Source organism: Staphylococcus sp. B1(2026) (assembly GCF_058895785.1).
The window spans coordinates 1-19184 of sequence record NZ_JBZXTS010000026.1 but is presented as its reverse complement, the minus strand read 5'-3'; the positions used below and the strand labels follow the sequence as shown (position 1 = coordinate 19184).

The 19184-nt window shown below is 30.8% G+C and carries 17 protein-coding genes; 6 read left to right on the top strand and 11 right to left on the bottom strand.

Features of this window, described 5'->3' with window-relative positions; genetic code table 11:
• The first annotated feature begins 643 nt into the window (after window positions 1-643).
• The 3 genes from AC5EAH_RS05420 to AC5EAH_RS05410 all read left to right on the top strand — a co-directional run bounded on the left by AC5EAH_RS05420 (window position 644) and on the right by AC5EAH_RS05410 (window position 3817).
• The gene (locus AC5EAH_RS05420) at window positions 644-940 is read left to right on the top strand and encodes a hypothetical protein (RefSeq protein ID WP_493493748.1); all 297 of its coding nucleotides are present in this window, start codon (window positions 644-646) and stop codon (window positions 938-940) included.
• 99 nt (window positions 941-1039) lie between these two features.
• Complete coding sequence (locus AC5EAH_RS05415; RefSeq protein WP_493493747.1) at window positions 1040-3172, top strand: hypothetical protein; 2133 nt, start codon at window positions 1040-1042, stop codon at window positions 3170-3172.
• 9 nt (window positions 3173-3181) lie between these two features.
• Window positions 3182-3817: an ATP-binding cassette domain-containing protein gene (locus tag AC5EAH_RS05410; RefSeq protein ID WP_493493746.1), complete on the top strand. Its 636-nt coding sequence runs from the start codon at window positions 3182-3184 to the stop codon at window positions 3815-3817.
• Between the two features lie 227 nt (window positions 3818-4044).
• On the opposite strand, the gene AC5EAH_RS05405 is transcribed toward AC5EAH_RS05410, so the two are convergent.
• The 7 genes from AC5EAH_RS05405 to cysK form a co-directional block, all read right to left on the bottom strand.
• A complete protein-coding gene (locus tag AC5EAH_RS05405; protein WP_493493749.1) occupies window positions 4045-4278 on the bottom strand; it encodes an IS30 family transposase in 234 nt (77 codons plus the stop codon).
• Between the two features lie 289 nt (window positions 4279-4567).
• On the bottom strand, window positions 4568-5434 hold the full coding sequence (locus tag AC5EAH_RS05400) for a helix-turn-helix domain-containing protein (RefSeq protein WP_493493745.1): 867 nt from the start codon (window positions 5432-5434) through the stop codon (window positions 4568-4570).
• A 31-nt stretch (window positions 5435-5465) separates the two neighbouring features.
• Window positions 5466-5948, bottom strand: a complete 483-nt coding sequence (gene ybaK / locus AC5EAH_RS05395) for a Cys-tRNA(Pro) deacylase (RefSeq protein WP_493493744.1) — start codon at window positions 5946-5948, stop codon at window positions 5466-5468.
• A gap of 11 nt (window positions 5949-5959) precedes the next feature.
• Entirely contained in the window at window positions 5960-8107 is a 2148-nt protein-coding gene (locus tag AC5EAH_RS05390; protein ID WP_493493743.1) for a DNA topoisomerase III, read from the bottom strand.
• Between the two features lie 265 nt (window positions 8108-8372).
• Window positions 8373-9242, bottom strand: a complete 870-nt coding sequence (locus AC5EAH_RS05385; RefSeq protein WP_493493742.1) for an NAD(P)-dependent oxidoreductase — start codon at window positions 9240-9242, stop codon at window positions 8373-8375.
• Between the two features lie 12 nt (window positions 9243-9254).
• Window positions 9255-10040, bottom strand: coding sequence for an SDR family NAD(P)-dependent oxidoreductase (locus AC5EAH_RS05380; protein WP_493493741.1), 786 nt, complete (start codon window positions 10038-10040; stop codon window positions 9255-9257).
• Window positions 10041-10117: 77 nt separating this feature from the next.
• Entirely contained in the window at window positions 10118-11035 is a 918-nt protein-coding gene (gene cysK / locus AC5EAH_RS05375) for a cysteine synthase A (RefSeq protein ID WP_493493740.1), read from the bottom strand.
• A gap of 135 nt (window positions 11036-11170) precedes the next feature.
• Here cysK and AC5EAH_RS05370 point away from each other — a divergent pair, with 135 nt between their 5' ends.
• The 3 genes from AC5EAH_RS05370 to AC5EAH_RS05360 all read left to right on the top strand — a co-directional run bounded on the left by AC5EAH_RS05370 (window position 11171) and on the right by AC5EAH_RS05360 (window position 14119).
• Entirely contained in the window at window positions 11171-12100 is a 930-nt protein-coding gene (locus tag AC5EAH_RS05370) for a metal ABC transporter substrate-binding protein (protein WP_493493739.1), read from the top strand.
• Window positions 12101-12171: 71 nt separating this feature from the next.
• Window positions 12172-13524 (top strand): glutathione-disulfide reductase, encoded by a 1353-nt coding sequence (gene gorA / locus AC5EAH_RS05365; protein WP_493493738.1) that lies wholly within the window; start codon window positions 12172-12174, stop codon window positions 13522-13524.
• Window positions 13525-13645: 121 nt separating this feature from the next.
• Complete coding sequence (locus AC5EAH_RS05360) at window positions 13646-14119, top strand: arginine repressor (RefSeq protein WP_493493737.1); 474 nt, start codon at window positions 13646-13648, stop codon at window positions 14117-14119.
• Window positions 14120-14184: 65 nt separating this feature from the next.
• Here the strand turns inward: AC5EAH_RS05360 and arcC are convergent, their stop codons facing one another.
• The 4 genes from arcC to arcA form a co-directional block, all read right to left on the bottom strand.
• On the bottom strand, window positions 14185-15129 hold the full coding sequence (gene arcC / locus AC5EAH_RS05355; RefSeq protein WP_493493736.1) for a carbamate kinase: 945 nt from the start codon (window positions 15127-15129) through the stop codon (window positions 14185-14187).
• Window positions 15130-15150: 21 nt separating this feature from the next.
• The gene (arcD, locus tag AC5EAH_RS05350) at window positions 15151-16566 is read right to left on the bottom strand and encodes an arginine-ornithine antiporter (RefSeq protein WP_493493735.1); all 1416 of its coding nucleotides are present in this window, start codon (window positions 16564-16566) and stop codon (window positions 15151-15153) included.
• Between the two features lie 88 nt (window positions 16567-16654).
• Complete coding sequence (gene argF / locus AC5EAH_RS05345; protein ID WP_493493734.1) at window positions 16655-17668, bottom strand: ornithine carbamoyltransferase; 1014 nt, start codon at window positions 17666-17668, stop codon at window positions 16655-16657.
• 22 nt (window positions 17669-17690) lie between these two features.
• On the bottom strand, window positions 17691-18920 hold the full coding sequence (gene arcA / locus AC5EAH_RS05340) for an arginine deiminase (protein WP_493493733.1): 1230 nt from the start codon (window positions 18918-18920) through the stop codon (window positions 17691-17693).
• Window positions 18921-19184 lie beyond the last annotated feature (264 nt).

The window sequence follows — 19184 nt, the reverse complement described above, 5'->3', positions numbered from 1 at the left end:
GTTCAGATAAGTGTTGACAATCCATATTTTATTGATGCCTAATTCATGATAAATGTCTTGTAAGAAAAGATAACCACCATTGTAAAGTGTTTGTTGACCTTTACTAATTAATTTATCTGTATTGTATTTAATCATGATTTTTTGTTTTGTTAAATCAGCAGCATATCTTCTAGCTCAAAGAATTGGATCTTCAAGATAAGCTAATTTAGTTACTGTTTCTAGGTTGCCTAACTTTTCAACGATTTTAGTTGTATTTTTCCCATTAACCTTAATTAATTTGATAATATAAAATGATTTTTATTTGCCATAACCTGCAATACTTAATCTCATTTTAACCTTCCTAGCCTATTATATCATAGGATACCAAAGTTTACGTACAAAATCGAGGGTTGATTTGACAAAAAAATAACGTGAAACCATCGGAACAACTACGTTTAAATTTTTTTATTTTTGACAAGTGTCAAACTCCCTTCATAACATTTTGGTCTCACAAAATATAATTATTATGTTTTTTATTAAAAAAATATTGACTAAATGTTTTATGAAGATTAAAATAAATATAAGATATTTATTTTGAAATATCTTATTACAAGCAAAATGGTCATAGTAGTTTTGTTACATTTATAAACAGGAGGATAAAACGATGAAGAAAAGTATTAAAAAAGGATTTATTTCATTATTGAGTGTACTAACATTATTTGGCGTGTTGCCTTCGGCTGCTGCATTAGCAGAAACAGTGTATTATGGAGATTATGCTTTATCTTGGGAACATGGAAGAACTTGGGCAGTTTATAGTTACTCAAATTTATACTCAGGTGAATTAGAACACCATACTACAGCAAATACTACAGGATCTGGCTGGGTTGGCGCTGGTTCATTAGCTTCAGCTAGTCAATTTGTAGGAACAGGTACTGCATATGCTTATTGGAACGCAAGATAATCAATGTTGAAAGGTAACTAATCTACTATGAAAAAAATATCAATAATAAAAAGTTTGAAATTGATAGCTTGTATATTAGTTGTTACGCAAGGGATACTTTTGTCCCTTCTAACAACATTTTTTTTATCACATCGTTACTTTGATGTGGTAGAAAAGTATCCACAAAATGGCTATCACTTAAATTTAAATAATATTTCTGAAGAAAATACGCTCAATGTTTTAAATTATTTGGAGCAAGCAAGTCAAAACTATCATTTAATGATAGTTCGATCAGATATAGCTTTAAATAAAGAAGGTGGCATAAAAGGTTTAGAATTAGGTGTTTTAGGTCAGCCAAGTAATGACTTGAATTTATTTTATCTTAATCAAGAAATTATCAATAAATCAGAAATTAATGACTTATTGATATCTAAAGATACAGAAGCAACAATTGGTTATAATGATTCATCAGATAAAGTCATTAAATCATTGCCTCAGTTTAAATTTAATGCAACAATAGCTATCAAAAAATTAAAGACTATTATTAAACATAATCATACGGTGAATGGTTTCTATAATATTTATGGTTTAACAGCGGAAAATCAAGAAACATTTTTAATAGAACTTTCTCAAGTTACAGGTTTAGATAAACAAAGCTTTACTAATAAATTATCTGGTAGATATATTGATGATAGTTTTAAAGAAATGATTTATATATTTTTATTTGTTGCACATACAATTATTCTTTTATCAATTATTTTTGTAATTACTGTACAATCTATTCAAAATTTAGGTATTAGATTATTATTAGGATGGTCTAAATGGCGTTTTATAAAAGAATTGTATCGTCCATTAATTTATACAAGTTTTGGTGCGATGATTATAAGTATATTATCAAGTTATTATTTTGCTAATCTATCATTTCATAGTATTTTATTTTTTAGTATTTGCTTACTAGTTGCAGTGATTAATTTATTTATGACAATGACTTTATGTGCAATACCAAGTTTATTAATTTTAGCAATTAAGCCGATTGATGCAATTCGTAACCGTTTGTCAAAAAAATCCTTAATAGTATTGACCGGTATTTTATATATGATAGCTAATATAGGATTAATGTTTGCTTGTTATTATGTAGATGGTCCATTTAAATATATCGAGAACAATACTAAGACAGCTATGACTTGGCAATCTGTTTCTCAATATAATGTTATTAAGCAAGCTATTCCTGGAGAAGATAATAGTAGTTTTACAGGTCAGTCTAATAAGTATAATACAGATATTTATCATTGGTATAAAGATATTGCCAATAAAGATGGTGTTTATTTAATACATAGTACATACTATTCAAAAGAAATGTTAGATAATTTATCGAATAATAAAACATATAAAGACATACCACAACAACCATTCTGGCAATTATCAATGTCACCTAATTATTTAAATCAATTACAGCTTAATATAGATGACAATATTATAAAACAAGCACAACAAGGTGTAAGAATTTATTTGATACCAGATAATTTTTCTGATAAAACAAGAGCAGCAATTCAATCGCTGTTAACAACAAATAGTACTAGGTCATTTAAAGATTCGGATATTCAAACAATATTCATTAAAAAAAGACAATTAATTTTCATTCCTTATCATAATAATAAAGAATTATTCACTTGGACAGCAGATGTTACACTGGACAATTATACAACAGCACCTGTTATATATATTACAACACCAGAAAATATGCGTTTTGCTGAATCAGAAAGTTTGAGTGCATCAGGACTTAATAATGCCTATATAAAGTTAACACAAGAAGCAAAAGAGAAATATACAACACCTCAATATATGTCTAAATATCATCTAGATGATAATCAAATTATCTTTATGCCGATTAAAAATTATATTGATGGTTTACAAAAACAGTTATGGCAAACTGTAGAATGGTTTGGCATAATCATTTTAGCTATGACCATTATTGTGATAGCGATGCTATATACTATTGCAATATTATATCAATTAATTTATCAAGAAATGATAACAGTTAAACAATTTTTAGGATTTAGTCTGTTCAAAATATATAAACGATTAATTGTAGGATTATTAGTAGTAGCTCTACTAGATATAAGTATAATGAGTTTAACACAGTCAAAAATAGGAATAATATGTATGAGTTTTGTTTCAATATTGCAATTTGTTATTTTATATGTGGTATTATCTAGCAATAAAACCAAGCATATTTTAACATTTATTAAGTAGGAGGCTAATATGATTGAGTTGAAGCATATTTCTAAAAAATACGGTGAACGTACAATTTTAAATCAAATTAATTATACTATACCAGAAAAAACAATATGTGCTATTGTAGGTCCCTCAGGCTCTGGTAAGTCTACTTTATTAAATATGATAGGTTTATTAGAAGAAGTTGATAATGGTCAAATTTTATTGAAAGGTAATATATTGCCTAAAATCAATTCTTCAGCAGCTACAAAATTAAGAAGATACACTTTGAATTATTTATTTCAATCTTATGCATTAATTAATAATATCAGTGTATATAATAATTTGAAAATTGCAATGGCATATGTCAATATCTCTGATCAAGAAAAAGATATTAAAATCAAAAAAATATTAAAAAAATTACATCTATCTCATGCAGAAAATAACATTGTTAATACATTATCAGGTGGCGAACAACAACGTGTTGCTTTAGCACGCTGTATTTTAAAGCCCGGTGATTTAATTTTAGCTGATGAGCCTACTGGTTCTTTAGATGGTAACTTAGTAAAAATTGTATTTCAAGAAATTTTAAATTTACGTCATGAATATGGTAAAACAGTAATTTTTGTTACACATGATATGAACTTAGCTAATCAAGCAGATATGATTATTAAGTTAGGGTAACTATTGCAAAATGTAATCACTAACAAAACTTGACGAGATTTAAATGAGCCGGTATCAACCAAACAGCTTATGCTGTTTGGTTGATATTTTATTATATGATAAATTGCAAATAATATTGCAACACTTATAACATACTACGTTCGTTCATAAATATTTCAAGAAGAGTTTGATAGTCAAGACATTTTCTCAGTTTACTATTAAGCTCTTCTAAATTTTTAATTAATTCTCTAACTGCTACTTTTGCTAAGTCTGTTTTTTTTAGGATAGTATGCTCTCAATAATCCATTTGATTTTTCATTACTCCCTCTTTTCCAAGCTGAATAAGGATCTGTAAAATAAACATCTGTGCCATAATTTTCAATTTCTTTGTAACAAGCGAACTCTTTCCCTCTATCTGACATCAAACTTTTTATCTCTTCTTTTGGTTTTTTAGATTGAGCTTTTCTTCTAAGTTTTGTAATATCAAAATGTAAGATACCAAAATAAATCTTTAAAAAATATTATATCTTTTTACATATAGACTTGTATAAGCACAAGTTATATATTATAATAAACATATAAAAAATAAATATTATAAAAGAGGTGTTCGAAATGAAAAAATTCAATAAAAATATGTTTATGTTATTAGCAACAACAATCGCATTAGGTGGTTGGCAAATTATTGGTGTTGCATCGATTACAAATTCACTTTAATTAAATACATAAAAAAACTGTAAACAATCTAAAAATTAAATTGTTTACAGTTTTTCACTAAAAATTTTCTTCTATATATTTTTTACCTTCTATAGTCATCTTCTCGTTACCTAATAATTCAAAAATTTGGATAGCTTTCTTATAATCTTCTAATTCTTTATCTTTATTACCATAATATTCCATAATATTAGCATGTAATACATAAAATTCTGCTAACATCATAAAATAACCTAATTTAGTTTGTTGTTCTATAATATTATTTACAATAGGTAACACATATTCTTGTTGATGATTTAACTCTAATTGTTTTAAATAATTATAACTTAATTTTAATTGTGTTCGTGCTTTGTCCATATCATCATAATCTATATTTAAAATATCTTCTTTAATAGGTTCAATTAATTCTTTAGCTTTATCATGATAATTCGCTGCATGATATTTTGTATATAAACCATTAATAGTATCTAAATAATGTGGATGATCATTATTAATCGTTTTTAATAATTGTTCTAATTTTTTTATTGCTTCATCATGTTTATCATAAACTTTATCTAAAACAAATGCTTCTGCCCATTCTTTTAAAACCGCTTCTTCTTCGTACTGTTCGTCATCATTGAAATAGTAATCGATAAAGTCTTCTAAACCTTTGTAATCACGTTTGTATAAAAATTCATTAATTAATTTTTTAGTTACTTTTTTACTTTTCTTTGCGATTCTAATGTCCTCAAAGAAATACTCTACTGGTTTTTCTAAACGTTTAGCTAATAAATATAAGATTTCTGCGCCGGGCATGTAGCCACCTTTTTCTAGGCGGCTAATTTGTGCTTGGAAGCAAATACCTTCGGCAACTTCTTTTTGTGACATGCCTTTTTCTTTTCTAGCTGTCATAAATTTTTTAGATAGTAATTTACTATAATCTGTCATAATACCTCCTAATAATAGTTAAATTGATAGTTTATTTAATAATATCTGCAAATTGTGCTGATAAATATTGTTCAAAATATTGTGGTGCAATGGCGAGTTGCTCGCCTATTTTACCTGCTGAGACGATAATGTTCTCTTGAGCTAATGCTGTTTGATTGATGATGGTTGGATATTGTTTTTTCATCGCAAAAGGTGAACAGCCACCTTTAACATAACCTGTTGTGGCTAATAATTGTTGTAAAGGTAGCATGTCTAATTTTTTGACGTGACAAATTTTTGCTAATTTTTTTAAGTCTAATTGTTCTGCTGCTGGAATGACGGCGACAACAATTTGTCCTTGTAAATCATGTGTGACTAATGTTTTAAAAACTTGTGTGACTGGTTTATCAATTAATTGTGCCACTGTAACAGCATCTAATGCTTCTTTACTTGGCACTTCATAATGTTGATAAGGAACATGATGTTGATCTAAGAAACGCATTGCATTGGTTTTTATGATTTTTTTCTTTGCCATTGTGTATTCCTCTATTTAAATAAATCTTTTAATGCTGCAAATTTATCTGATAGTTCTTGACCTGAATTATCTTGCTTCATATATTTTTTCATATCATGACGTGAGACTTTAGATTGCTTAGTTTTTTTCAAACGTTCATTCATTTGACTTTGCTTTTCACGATAACCACAAACACAACTATATAATGCTTGATCACCTTGACCATATAATGATAAACGTTTTTTACATTGTGGACAACGTGCCTTAGTTAATCTAACGACTGTCTTACGGTGTCTACATTGTTGATTTTGACAAACTAAAACCGTGCTATCTTTTGTCTTCACTTCTAACATATAATCACCACATTTATCACACACTTTTTTAGTTAAATTATCATGTTTAAATTTATCTTCACTAGATTTAATTTCATTAATAATTTGTTGGGTATAGGTTGTAATATCTTTAATAAATTTAGTGCGTGATAATTTACCTTGTGCAATATTAGAAAGCTGCATCTCCCATTGTGCTGTTAATTCAGGTGTTCTTAATTCTTGTGGTGATAAACTTAATAATTGCTTACCTTTATTGGTCACATAAATCGCTTCTTGACGTTTTTCGATAACAAAACTATTAAATAATTTTTCGATAATGTCTGCTCTCGTGGCAACCGTACCTAAACCACCTGTTTCTTGTAATGTTTGTTTCATATTATTTGATGAACTTTGCATAAACTTAATGGGATTTTCCATTGCTTTAATTAAAGTTCCTTCATTGAAACGACTTGGTGGTGTCGTTTGACCTTGTGTTTTAAGCACTTGTGCGACTTTATATTGTGCATTTAACACAGCATCTATTGTCGTATTCGTTGATGTTTGTTTATTTAAAGCTTTATACCCTAAATCAATAATTTGTTGATATTTAGCTGTAAATTGATGATTGGCAATTGTTGCGGTAACTTTTGTTTCTTGATAACGATAAGCTGGCATCAAGACGGCTAAAAATCGTTCGACAACTAATAAATATAATTTACGTTCACGTTCTGACATGACAGCTAAATCAGCTACTTCTTCAGTTGGAATAATTGCATGGTGATCAGAAACTTTATTGTCATTAACGAAACGACCATTCGCTTTAATTCCTTGTTTAATAATAGTTTGTGCAAATGAATGATAAGGTGTTGTACGTAAACCTTGTAATCTTTCTTTTAAAGTTGGCACAATATCTTGTGATAAATATTTAGAATCTGTACGTGGGTAAGTTAATACTTTATGTTGTTCATATAGCTTTTGAGCAATAGATAATGTTTCTTTTGCTGAATAATGAAAACGATGATGTGCTTCTTGTTGTAATTCAGTTAAATCAAATAAACCCGGTGCATATTGTTTTTTCTCTTGTGCTTTAATATCTTTAATAATAGCTGATTGATCTTTGATTCCTGTCATTATTTGATTAACAAGTGCTTCATCAAAAGTTGATTGCTTACCTTGGCGATCTGTCCAGGTAAAAATCTGTTGGCGTATTTCTGCTTGGATACCGAAATATTGACGTGGTTTAAATTGACTAATTTCTTCTTCACGTTTGGCGATCATGGCTAGTGTGGGTGTTTGTACACGACCACATGATAATTGAGCATTGTATTTTGTCGTTAAAGCACGCGTGGCATTTAAACCGACTAACCAATCCGCTTCTGCGCGTGCCACTGCTGCTTGATACAAATGTTCATATTGTTTAGCTGGTTTTAGTTGATTAAAACCTTCTCTAATGGCTTTATCTGTTACTGATGAAATCCATAGACGTTGCGTTGGTTTTTTTACACGTGCTTGTTCAATAATCCAACGTGCAACTAATTCTCCTTCTCGCCCAGCATCTGTGGCAATGACAATACTTCCTACATCTTGACGATGTAATTGTTGTTTAACGATATTAAATTGTTTACCACTTTGTTTAATTACTACTGTTTTTAAATGATTAGGTAGCATAGGTAATTGTGCTAAATCCCATGCTCTCCATTCTTTTTTATACTGTTCTGGCGCTGCTAATGTGACTAAATGACCTAATGCCCACGTCACAATATATTTAGGTCCTTCAATATAACCATTTTTCTTTTGTGTACATTTTAAGACGCGTGCAATATCTCTTGCAACCGAAGGCTTTTCAGCCAGTACAAGTTGTTTTTTCATATTTTCTCCTTCAATTGTGAAATTCATATTTTCTATTCTAACATAAATCTAACAATGATTCTTAATTTTACTATTAAGCTTCTCTAAATATTCACATTGTTTCATGTGAAATCAACCAAGTACTAAAATAAAAATAACCGTTCTTAATTTTAATAAGTTAACGGTTATCTTTACAGAAACAGTTCACACTGCTCTACTACATTATTATTTTATCTCATTTCATTGCCAATATGCAAATATTTTATGAATAATAGTGATCGCTTAATTATTTTTTGTAATATTCATATAAAGCATGAATACCATCACGATATTTACTATCTTCTGCTAATGATTCATATAAATCATGAACTAAACTTAAACCTGGTAAGTTAAGATTCATTTTAGCACATTCTTCTAAACATAATTTCATATCTTTAATAAAGTGGTGAATATAAAAACCTGGTTTATAATCGCCTTGTAAAATACGTGGACCGTAGTTTACTGTTGACCAACTACCTGCTGAACCTTTACCAATCGTTTCTAACATTGCTTCTAAATTAAGTCCAGCTGCATTAGCATATGCTAATGACTCACACACACCTATTAAACTTGCTGCGATAGAAATTTGATTCGCTAATTTAGCATGTTGCCCTTTACCAGCAGCACCATAGTAAACATGCTTGCTACTAAATGTATCTAATAATGCTGAAATTTGTTGATAAATAGCTTCGTCACCACCTACCATAATCGATAATGTTCCATTTTTCGCACCTACATCACCACCTGTAACAGGACTATCTAATAAATGAATACCTTTATCGCTAGCTTGTTGTGCTAAATCAGCAGCTAATGTTGGACTTGAAGTTGTTAAATCAACTAAAATTAAGTCTTTATTACCTTGTGAAATTAAACCTGTTTGTGGATTTAAATAAATCGCTTCAACATCTGAAGGGTAACCTAACATTGTAAAAATCACTTCACAATGTGTTGTTAATTCTACTGGCGAATCTACCCAAATTGCACCTAATTGTACAACTTCATCTGCTTTACTTTTTGTACGATTATTAACGTAAACTGTATACCCTGCATTTAATAAATGTTTAATCATGCTGGCACCCATTACACCTGTGCCTATCCATCCTATTTTTTTCATCATGACTGTCTCCTTTTATTTTTTATTAAATAATTTAACAATAATTTTATCACCTAGTGTTGGACATAAGGCATATAATTTACTTGCCAATGCTAAAGTAGTTGGTAAATTAACTTCACGACGTGGTTGTTGAATAATTGCTACAATATTTTGTGCAACAACTTCTGTTTTTAATACATGACGTCCAATTTTTTGAAGATATTCACCTGATTCATCTGCAATATCAAAAAAATTAGTTGCTACTGGCCCTGGATTAATAGTTGTGACGGCAATACCATAAGGTTGTAATTCTAAACGTAAGGCATTACTATATCCTATCACCGCAAATTTTGTACCTGAATAAATTGCGGATTTAGGTGTTGCAATTTTACCAGCTTGTGAAGCAATATTAATAATATGACCACGACGACGTTGTTGCATCATCTTTGCCACACCATTTGTTAATTGCATTAAACCAAGTACATTAACTTCAAACATATGTTCAATTTCTTCTCTTGTAAAATCCGAAGCATGTTTAAAAATACCGTAGCCTGCTGCATTTAATAAAATATCAACACGTCCTATCGTGTTTAATTGGTCAATTAATCGATCAACTTGTTGGCAATCTGCCATATCTGTCGCAATCACTTCAACTTTTTGTGAAGTATATTGTCTACAAACTTGCGCAACTTGTTCTAATTTTTCTTGACGTCTGGCAACTAAAATCAATTTAGCTTGTTGCTTTGCCATTGCATAAGCGACTGCTTCTCCAATACCACTTGAAGCACCAGTAAGCACAATGGCGCGTCCTAATAAACTCAAAAAATATCGCCTCCTTTACACTAATAAATTTATTATACCACAGGATGCTAAGAAAGCGGTTAATAATTCTACAAACTTTATAGGTCAGCAAATAAATGTGTTGATAAATAACGTTCACCTGTATCAGGTAAAATCACAAGTATTTGTTGCTCAGGCGATAATTGTTTAGCTTGTTCAATTGCAGCATATAAAGCAGCACCACTTGAAAACCCTGCTAAAATTCCTTCTTGTTGTGCTAATTGACGTGCCATTGTAATCGCTTGTTCATTCGTTACTTGAACAATTTCATCATAAATAGTTGTATTTAAAATCGATGGTACAAAACCTGCACCAATACCTTGAATTTGGTGTGGCCCTGCTTCTTGACCACTTAACACTGGCGAACTAGCTGGTTCTACTGCCACAATATTAATTTGTGGATTTTTTTGTTTTAATACTTCACCTATACCAGTAATTGTACCACCTGTACCAACACCAGCAACTAACATATCAAGATGAGGTAATTGTGTCATAATTTCTTGTGCTGTTGTTTGTTGATGTGCTAAAATATTCGCTTCATTATCAAATTGACGCGCCATAAAATAACCGTATTGATCGACTAGTTCTTGTGCTTTAGCAATTGCTCCTTTCATACCACAAGCACCTGGTGTTAAAACTAAATCAGCACCATAAGCTTTTAATAATAAACGACGTTCAACACTCATCGTATCTGGCATCACAATTTTTACTTTATAACCTTTAGCAGCACCAATCATCGCCAAACCGATACCAGTATTGCCTGAAGTTGCTTCTATAATCGTGTCACCTACAGTTAACAAACCTTGTTGTTCTGCCTGCTCAATAATAGATAATGCAACACGGTCTTTCACAGAATGTCCTGGATTCAAACTTTCCAATTTCACATACACTTGTGCCATTGTTTCATCAACTAAACGATTTAATTTAACAATAGGTGTTTCCCCAACTAACTGTGTAATACTATTAAAAATTTTCATATTCATCCACCCTCATTTAATTCTTAGTATTTTAATAAGAATAAGTGATAAATCCTGTAATGTCAACCAACTTTATTTCAATCAAATAGCTATGTTATAATAAAAACAATTCATTATTTAGAAAGGATATAACTCATGAAAAAAACATTATTAATGTTAGCATTATTATGTTGCTATTTACTTAGTGCATGTCAAAACCAATCCACATCATCACAACAGATGACTTCACAAGATATACCACCTCATAAAATGAATATCGTCGTAACAACCACATTACTTGCTGATTTAGTTACAAATATCGGTGGTGATTTTGTAGATGTCACGACTATTATTCCTAATAATCAAAATCCTCACACCTACGCATTAACGAATCAAGATATTCAAAAAATTAAACAAGCTGATTTATTTATTTTTCATAGTCAATATTTTGAAAATAAAATGGCTCAGCAAATTAAAGATTTACAGTTAAATAATAGTTATGAAACGACGACAGCTTTAGAACACTCACAATTTTTATTAGACAGTCATCAACAAATTGACCCTCATGTTTGGTTTGATATTAATTTATGGAAAACGATCGTCAATGAAACAACTATTGCAATTGAACGTACGGATTCATTAAACAAAGCAGAAATTGATAAAAATTTAGATACATACTTACAAAAACTTGATAATCTTGAAAATTATATCGAAGAAAAAATAAATATGGTACCACAAAATCAACGTGTACTTACAACAACATATCAAGACTTTGCTTATTTTGCTAAAGCCTACCAATTTCGTGTCTTAGCTGTTTATGATAGTGATACTTTAACAAATTTACAAAAAGAAAGTGACATTGCTAAAATCATTGCTGAACAACGTATTAAAGCTATTTTTCCACAATCAACGACAGATAGCCAAGCAATAAAATCAATTACAGTGGCCACTGAAGCATTAGGTTTCAATACTAAAATTGCTAAACCATTATATTCTGATGAATTACTCGTCGATAATGAAGGTCATATGTCTTTTATTAATACTATGAAATATAATATTGATGTCATTACTGATAGTTTAAAATAACAATCAGATTCATTGCATAATCAGTAATAATTAGAGATAATTTAGACAAATAAGATAAAGGAGTCAATACTATGATTAAAAAATATGATTATATTATCATTGGTGGTGGTAGTGGTGGCATTGCTTCAGCCAACCGTGCTGCTATGTACGGTGCTAAATGTCTTTTAATAGAAGCTCAAGCATTAGGAGGTACTTGTGTTAATAAAGGCTGTGTACCTAAAAAAGTCATGTGGTATGGTGCTCAAGTAGCCGAAACAATTCATCATTATGCACAATCATATGGTTTTTCAATACCTCAGGTGACTTTTGATTTTACTACATTAAAACAACAACGTGAAGCTTATATTTCACGTATTCATCAATCTTATACAAATACTTTAGCTAATCATCAGATTGACGTTATTTTTGGACTAGCCAAATTTATTAATAACACGACAATTAGCGTTAATGACGAACAGTTTACTGCACCTCACATTTTAATTGCTACAGGTGGTCAACCTACATTACCTTCAATTGAAGGTGCACATTATGGTATCACTTCTGATGGTTTCTTTGAACTTAACGAATTACCTAATTCTGTAGCCATTGTTGGTGCCGGTTATATTGCAGTAGAAATAGCCGGTGTTTTAAATGCACTTGGTGTAGAAACACATTTATTTGTACGTGGCGATCGTCCATTACGCAATTTTGATCATGATATTATACAAACATTAACAGAAACAATGATCAATGATGGCATTCATTTCCATACTTTAGCTTCGCCACAAAAAGTCACACAAAATGATGACCAAACAATCACATTACATTTAGAAAACGGCAAGCAATATCAAAGCGATTTATTAATTTGGGCAATTGGTCGTCAGCCAAATTTAGCTGCACTCAATTTACAAGCAACAGATGTCACACTGACGCCAAAAGGTCATGTCATTGTTGATGACTATCAAAATACGACAGCAACAGGTATTTATGCAGTTGGGGATATTATTGGTAAAATAGATTTAACACCCGTAGCCGTTGCTGCTGGTCGACAACTATCAGAACGTCTATTCAATCACAAAACTGATGCTAAATTAAACTACGATAATGTCGCAACAGTGATTTTTAGCCATCCGCCTATCGGCACAATCGGCTTAAGCGAACAAGCAGCTATTGAAAAATACGGTAAAGACAATATTAAAGTTTATCTATCTAACTTTACATCCATGTTCACAGCCGTTACAAATTATCGCCAACCCTGTCGAATGAAACTTATTTGTTTAGGTGAAGAACAAAAAGTGATCGGCTTACACGGCATTGGTTATGGCGTTGATGAAATGATACAAGGTTTTTCAGTCGCAATAAATATGGGCGCAACAAAAACTGATTTTGATCGCACCATCGCCATTCATCCAACAGGATCAGAAGAATTTGTAACAATGAGATAAAAATGGCCTTAGCTAACAATAACTCGTAAGTTGTTGTTAGCTTTTTTGTATCTTTTATTATATGTAATCGTTTTATGTTATAATAAAAGTATCAATTATACCAAAAGTGAGGTTATTTAATATGAATAAAAAAGCAATACGACATCAAGTCATTCGTTCAATTATTCAAGAAACAATTATACAATCTCAACAAGATTTACTAGATGCTTTAGCAAAAAATAATATCCATATCACACAATCCACACTATCACGTGATATTAAGGAATTAAATCTTGTCAAAGTTACTTCTGGTAATAATATACGCTATGTGATCTACAATATTACACAAGACAGATGGAAAACACGTCTAAAAATGTATATGGAAGATGCGCTCGTCATGCTCAAACCTGTTCAAAATCAAGTGATTATTAAAACATTACCTGGTTTGGGACAATCTTTTGGTGCGATTCTTGATGAAATTATAATGGATGAAATGATTGCAACCATCTGTGGAGATGATACGTGTTTAATTATATGTGACAATAATGATGCGGCAATCAGTTGCTTTAATAAATTGAAAAAATATACACCACCATTTTTCTTTAGTCAAGATTAAATTACACATAAAAATACAACAATTTTCATAAAATAATATTGAAAATTGTTGTATTTACTTATAAATTATTTTAATGTTACTGTTGTCCCACCTGTACCATTTAATACTGCTTCAAGATTTTCAAGTGAAGAAATAATAGCCTTACCTTCTGGAAAAGCTTTAATAAATTCAATAACTGCTTCTACTTTAGGTAACATACTTCCTGGTGAAAATTGATTGTCTGCTATATATGTTGTTAACTCATCTATCGTCACCTGTTCTAATTTTTTCTGATTCGGTTGATTATAATTAATGTACACATTATCTACACCAGTTAACACAATAAAATAATCTGCTTTAATGTCTGCTGCTAATTGTTGACTAGCAAAATCTTTATCAATTACCGCTTCTACACCTGCTAATTGCCCGTTATCATCAATAACCGGGATACCTCCACCACCTGCTGCAATCACAATCACATCATGACTAACCAATTGTTTAACTACTTCAATTTCATTAATTCGAACTGGTTTTGGAGAAGCAACTACTTTCCTATAGCCACGCCCAGCATCTTCGATATAAGTGTCTCCAGTGATTTCACTAGCCTGTTGTGCCGCTGCTTCAGTTAAAAAAGGACCTATAGGTTTAGTTAAATAATTGAATGCTGGATCGTCCTTACTAACAACAACTTGCGTCACTAAAGAAATAACCGAGCGTGATAACCCTTGCTGTTGTAATAAATTACCCATGGCATTTTGTAACCAATAACCAATACTTCCTTCAGTCATACTGACACAAGTATCTAAAGGCATCGCTGGATTTTCTAGTGAATCTGCAGCCGCTTGTTGTAATAATAAATTACCTACTTGTGGGCCATTACCATGAGTAATAACAAGACGATGCCCTTGCGCAACTAATTTTACCAAATGTTGGGCTGTTTTTATTAAAGCTTGCTGTTGTGCTTTTGCTGATGCATCATCAGATAAAATAGCATTGCCTCCTAATGCAACAACAATCGTTTTTTGTGTCATAATTTTATTTCCTCCAATTCATTATATTGAAATTATACCTGTAAATAATAAGTATAATGCAATAATTGCTAAAATAACGATAACAATTGCTGATATCATTTCATAACCTTCAAATAAAGTTTTATTATTTTCTTTACGTACTTTCCAGTAAACTAAAATACCTGGCGCATATAATAACATTGTTAAAAGTAAATAAGCAATACCTGAAGCATACACTAAGTAAATACCATAAACGGTTGCTAAAATACCTATAAATAAATTAAAGGAACGCCCTTTACTTTCTTTAGATTCTTGTATTGATAACTTCCATTGATACATCGCCGTAAATAAATATGGAATTAAAATTGCAGAGGATGCCAACGCAAAACTAAATTCATAAGCTTGCTGTGTGAATAAAAAAGTAATTAAAAATACTTGAATACAACCATTAGTTAATAATAATGAATTGATTGGTGCTTTATTTTTATTCTCTTTAGCAAATATTTTAGGAAATGCGCCTTCTTTAGCTGCTTGATAAGGTAGTTCTGCCGCAAATAGTGTCCATGCTAACCATGCGCCTAATACAGAGATAATAACCCCAATGTTAATTAATGTTGCACCCCACGATCCGACAATAGACGCTAGTAAATACCCCATAGCTGGTGTTTTTAATTCAGATAATTCAGGACGTGTCATCACACCTAATGATAAAACAGTAACCAATACGTAAATCGCAATCATCGATAATAAACCTAAAATACTTGCTTTCCCAATATCAGATTTATTTTTAGCACGACCTGAAAATACAACGGCACCTTCTATACCAATGAATACCCATACTGTAACAGCCATGGTACTATTAACTTGTTCAAAAACACTTGACCATTTAAAGCTATCACCCGTACCAAAAATATCCATAGTAAAAATATCTAATTTAAATGCAATGAAAATGGCTACAATAAAAATAATCAATGGAATTAATTTGGCAATCGTAACAACTGTATTGATAAATGAAGCAGTACTAATACCACGTAAAATTAATAAATGTACACCCCATAAAACAATAGAAGCACCTATAATTGAATAAATATTATTACCGTCACCAAAAATATTAAAAAAATAAGATAATGAACTGAATAGTAATGCACCGTAAGCAACATTGCCTAACCAAGATGATAACCAGTAACCCCATGCAGCATTAAATCCCATGAAATTACCGAAACCTTCTTTAGCATAACTAAAAATACCTGCTGTTAAGTCTGGACGTTTATCTGTTAAATTTTGAAAACATAGTACTAAGGCACCCATGCCTATCGCCGTAATTACCCAAGCAATAATCATAGGTACAATACTCGCAACTGATCCCATATCTTTCATTAAATTAAAGATACCACCACCTACTAGTGACCCAATGACTAACATCGTTAAGGGTAACAGTCCTAATTTTTTCTCTTCCATAAATATCATCCTTTCTCCGTGATATTTACTCTGTGCGAGCGTTGATTAATCTCGAATTGTTAATCAACGCGCACTATAAATCATCATCTTAAACTTTTGGAATGAATAAATCACCTAATGTCACGGCCATTACTGCTTTAATAGTATGCATACGATTTTCAGCTTGTTCAAATTGTCTAGCATATTTACTGCGGAAAGCTTCGTCTGTAATTTCCATCTCTTTAATACCAAATTGCTCTGCAATGTTTTTACCGTATTCAGTTTCAGTATCATGGAAAGCTGGTAAACAATGAAGTATAATTAAATTATCATTATTTACTTTACGAATTAAATCCATATTAATTTGATACGGTTGTAATAATTTAACACGCTCTTCAAATTTATCTTCTTCACCCATAGATACCCAAACATCTGTATATAGTACATCAGCATGACGTACAGCTTCATCAACATCATCTGTAATTAAAATATTTGATCCACTTTCTTTTGCATATTTTTCTGCTAATTCAACAATCTCTTTTTCAGGAAATAATTCTTTAGGAGAGAAAATATGTACGTTCACACCTAAAATTGCACCTGTTACTAATAAACTATTAGCGACATTATTACGACCATCACCACAATAAACTAATGTTAAACCTTCTAATTTTCCAAAATTTTCTTTAACTGTTAAATAATCCGCTAGCATTTGTGTCGGATGCCATTGATCTGTTAAACCATTCCAAACCGGTACCCCTGAATATTTTGCTAAATCTTCAACGACAGTTTGATCAAAGCCTCGAAACTCTATTCCATCAAACATACTTCCCAATACTTTAGCAGTATCTTCCACAGACTCTTTTTTACCTAATTGAATATCATTTTTTCCTAAATATTCTGGATGAGCTCCCAAATCAATCGCCGCTGTTGTAAAAGCAGCACGTGTACGTGTTGATGTTTTTTCAAAAAGTAAAGCTATATTTTTCCCTTCTAAATAACGATGTGCAATATGACGTTTTTTCAAATCTTTTAAAAACGCTGAAAAATCGATTAAATATTCTAACTCTGCACGTGTAAAATCTTTCTCTGCTAAAAAACTTCTTCCTTTAAATACTGATTTCATTATGATTTTCTCTCCTTTATGTTTAAATATCTTCACGAACTAATGGCATCGACATACATCTTGGACCACCACGTCCTCTCACCAATTCGCTACCTTTAATTTTAATTAAACGAATACCGTGTTCTTCTAATTTATTATTAGTTATCGTATTACGCTCATATACAACAGCCACACCCGGTGCTATAGTTAATGTATTAGAACCGTCATTCCATTGTTCACGTCCAGCAGCCACAATATTACCAGCACCACAACGAATTAATGTAACTTTATCTAATCCAAGATTCTTAGCTAAAATATTTTGCAAACTATCACGTTCTTCATGAATCACTAACTCATTTTGTTCATAGGTCACCGAAAAAACACGCAAATCATCTTCTATTTCTGGATGAATAGTAAATTTATCATAATCTACCATGGTAAATACTGTATCTAAATGCATAAATTTACGATTATTAGCAAATTCAAAAGCTAATACTTTTTTAAATCCAATATTTTTTTCAAAAATGTTTTTCATCAATTTTTCAATCGATTTAGCATCTGTTCTTTGAGAAATACCTACTGCTAATACATCTTTGGATAAAACCAGTTCATCTCCACCTTCAATGCGTGTTTTTTCATCACGATGATAAACTAAAGGTACATCAGCATCTCTATAATCAGGATGATATTTAAAAATATATTTAGCATAAATTGTTTCACGGTTACGTGTTTCTGAATACATACGATTTAATGAAACACCATAACCAATTGTCGCAAAAGGATCACGTGTAAAATATAAATTTGGCATTGGATCAATCGCAAATGGATAATTAGATTCGACTAAATCTGTTAAATTTTTAGTTTTAAATTCTGGTAATTCAATTTTTTGAATACCTGCCATTGTTTTATCAATTAACTCTCGATTGTCTTCAATCGCCATTAACATTTCACGAATCACTTCTTTTGTTTGTTGACCACGAATATTTGCTTCATCTAGATATTCATTAATAAATTCATTTTTAATTTCATCTGATGTTAAAGCATCAGCAGCTAAATCTTCTAAATAAACAACTTCTACACCTTCTTGACGCAATGCTTCAGCAAAATAATCATGTTCTCTTTGTGCACCTTCTAAAAAGGGAATATCATCAAATAGTAACCGTTCTAAATAATCCGGCACTAAATTTTCTAACTCTTTACCCGGTCTATGCAACATCACTTTTTTTAATCTACCAATTTCTGAAAAAACATGAATAGGTCTGTTCTGTGACATGAAAATACCTCCTAATCTTATTATCATTTAATGACTATCGCGATACTCTATGTGTTAACATCTTTATTATATTCATTATTGAAAGCGCTATATCGGTAAAAATCACAATCACTATGCTAATTTCATCACATTCTTATCTTCTATTTTTATGTTTTATGCAAATAGTGTAATAATATTATATTTTATATGCATTTTAACACTTATATATGCTATAAAATTTATTTTTAAAAAATGGGCTAGAAAAAACTAGCCTATAAATAAAAA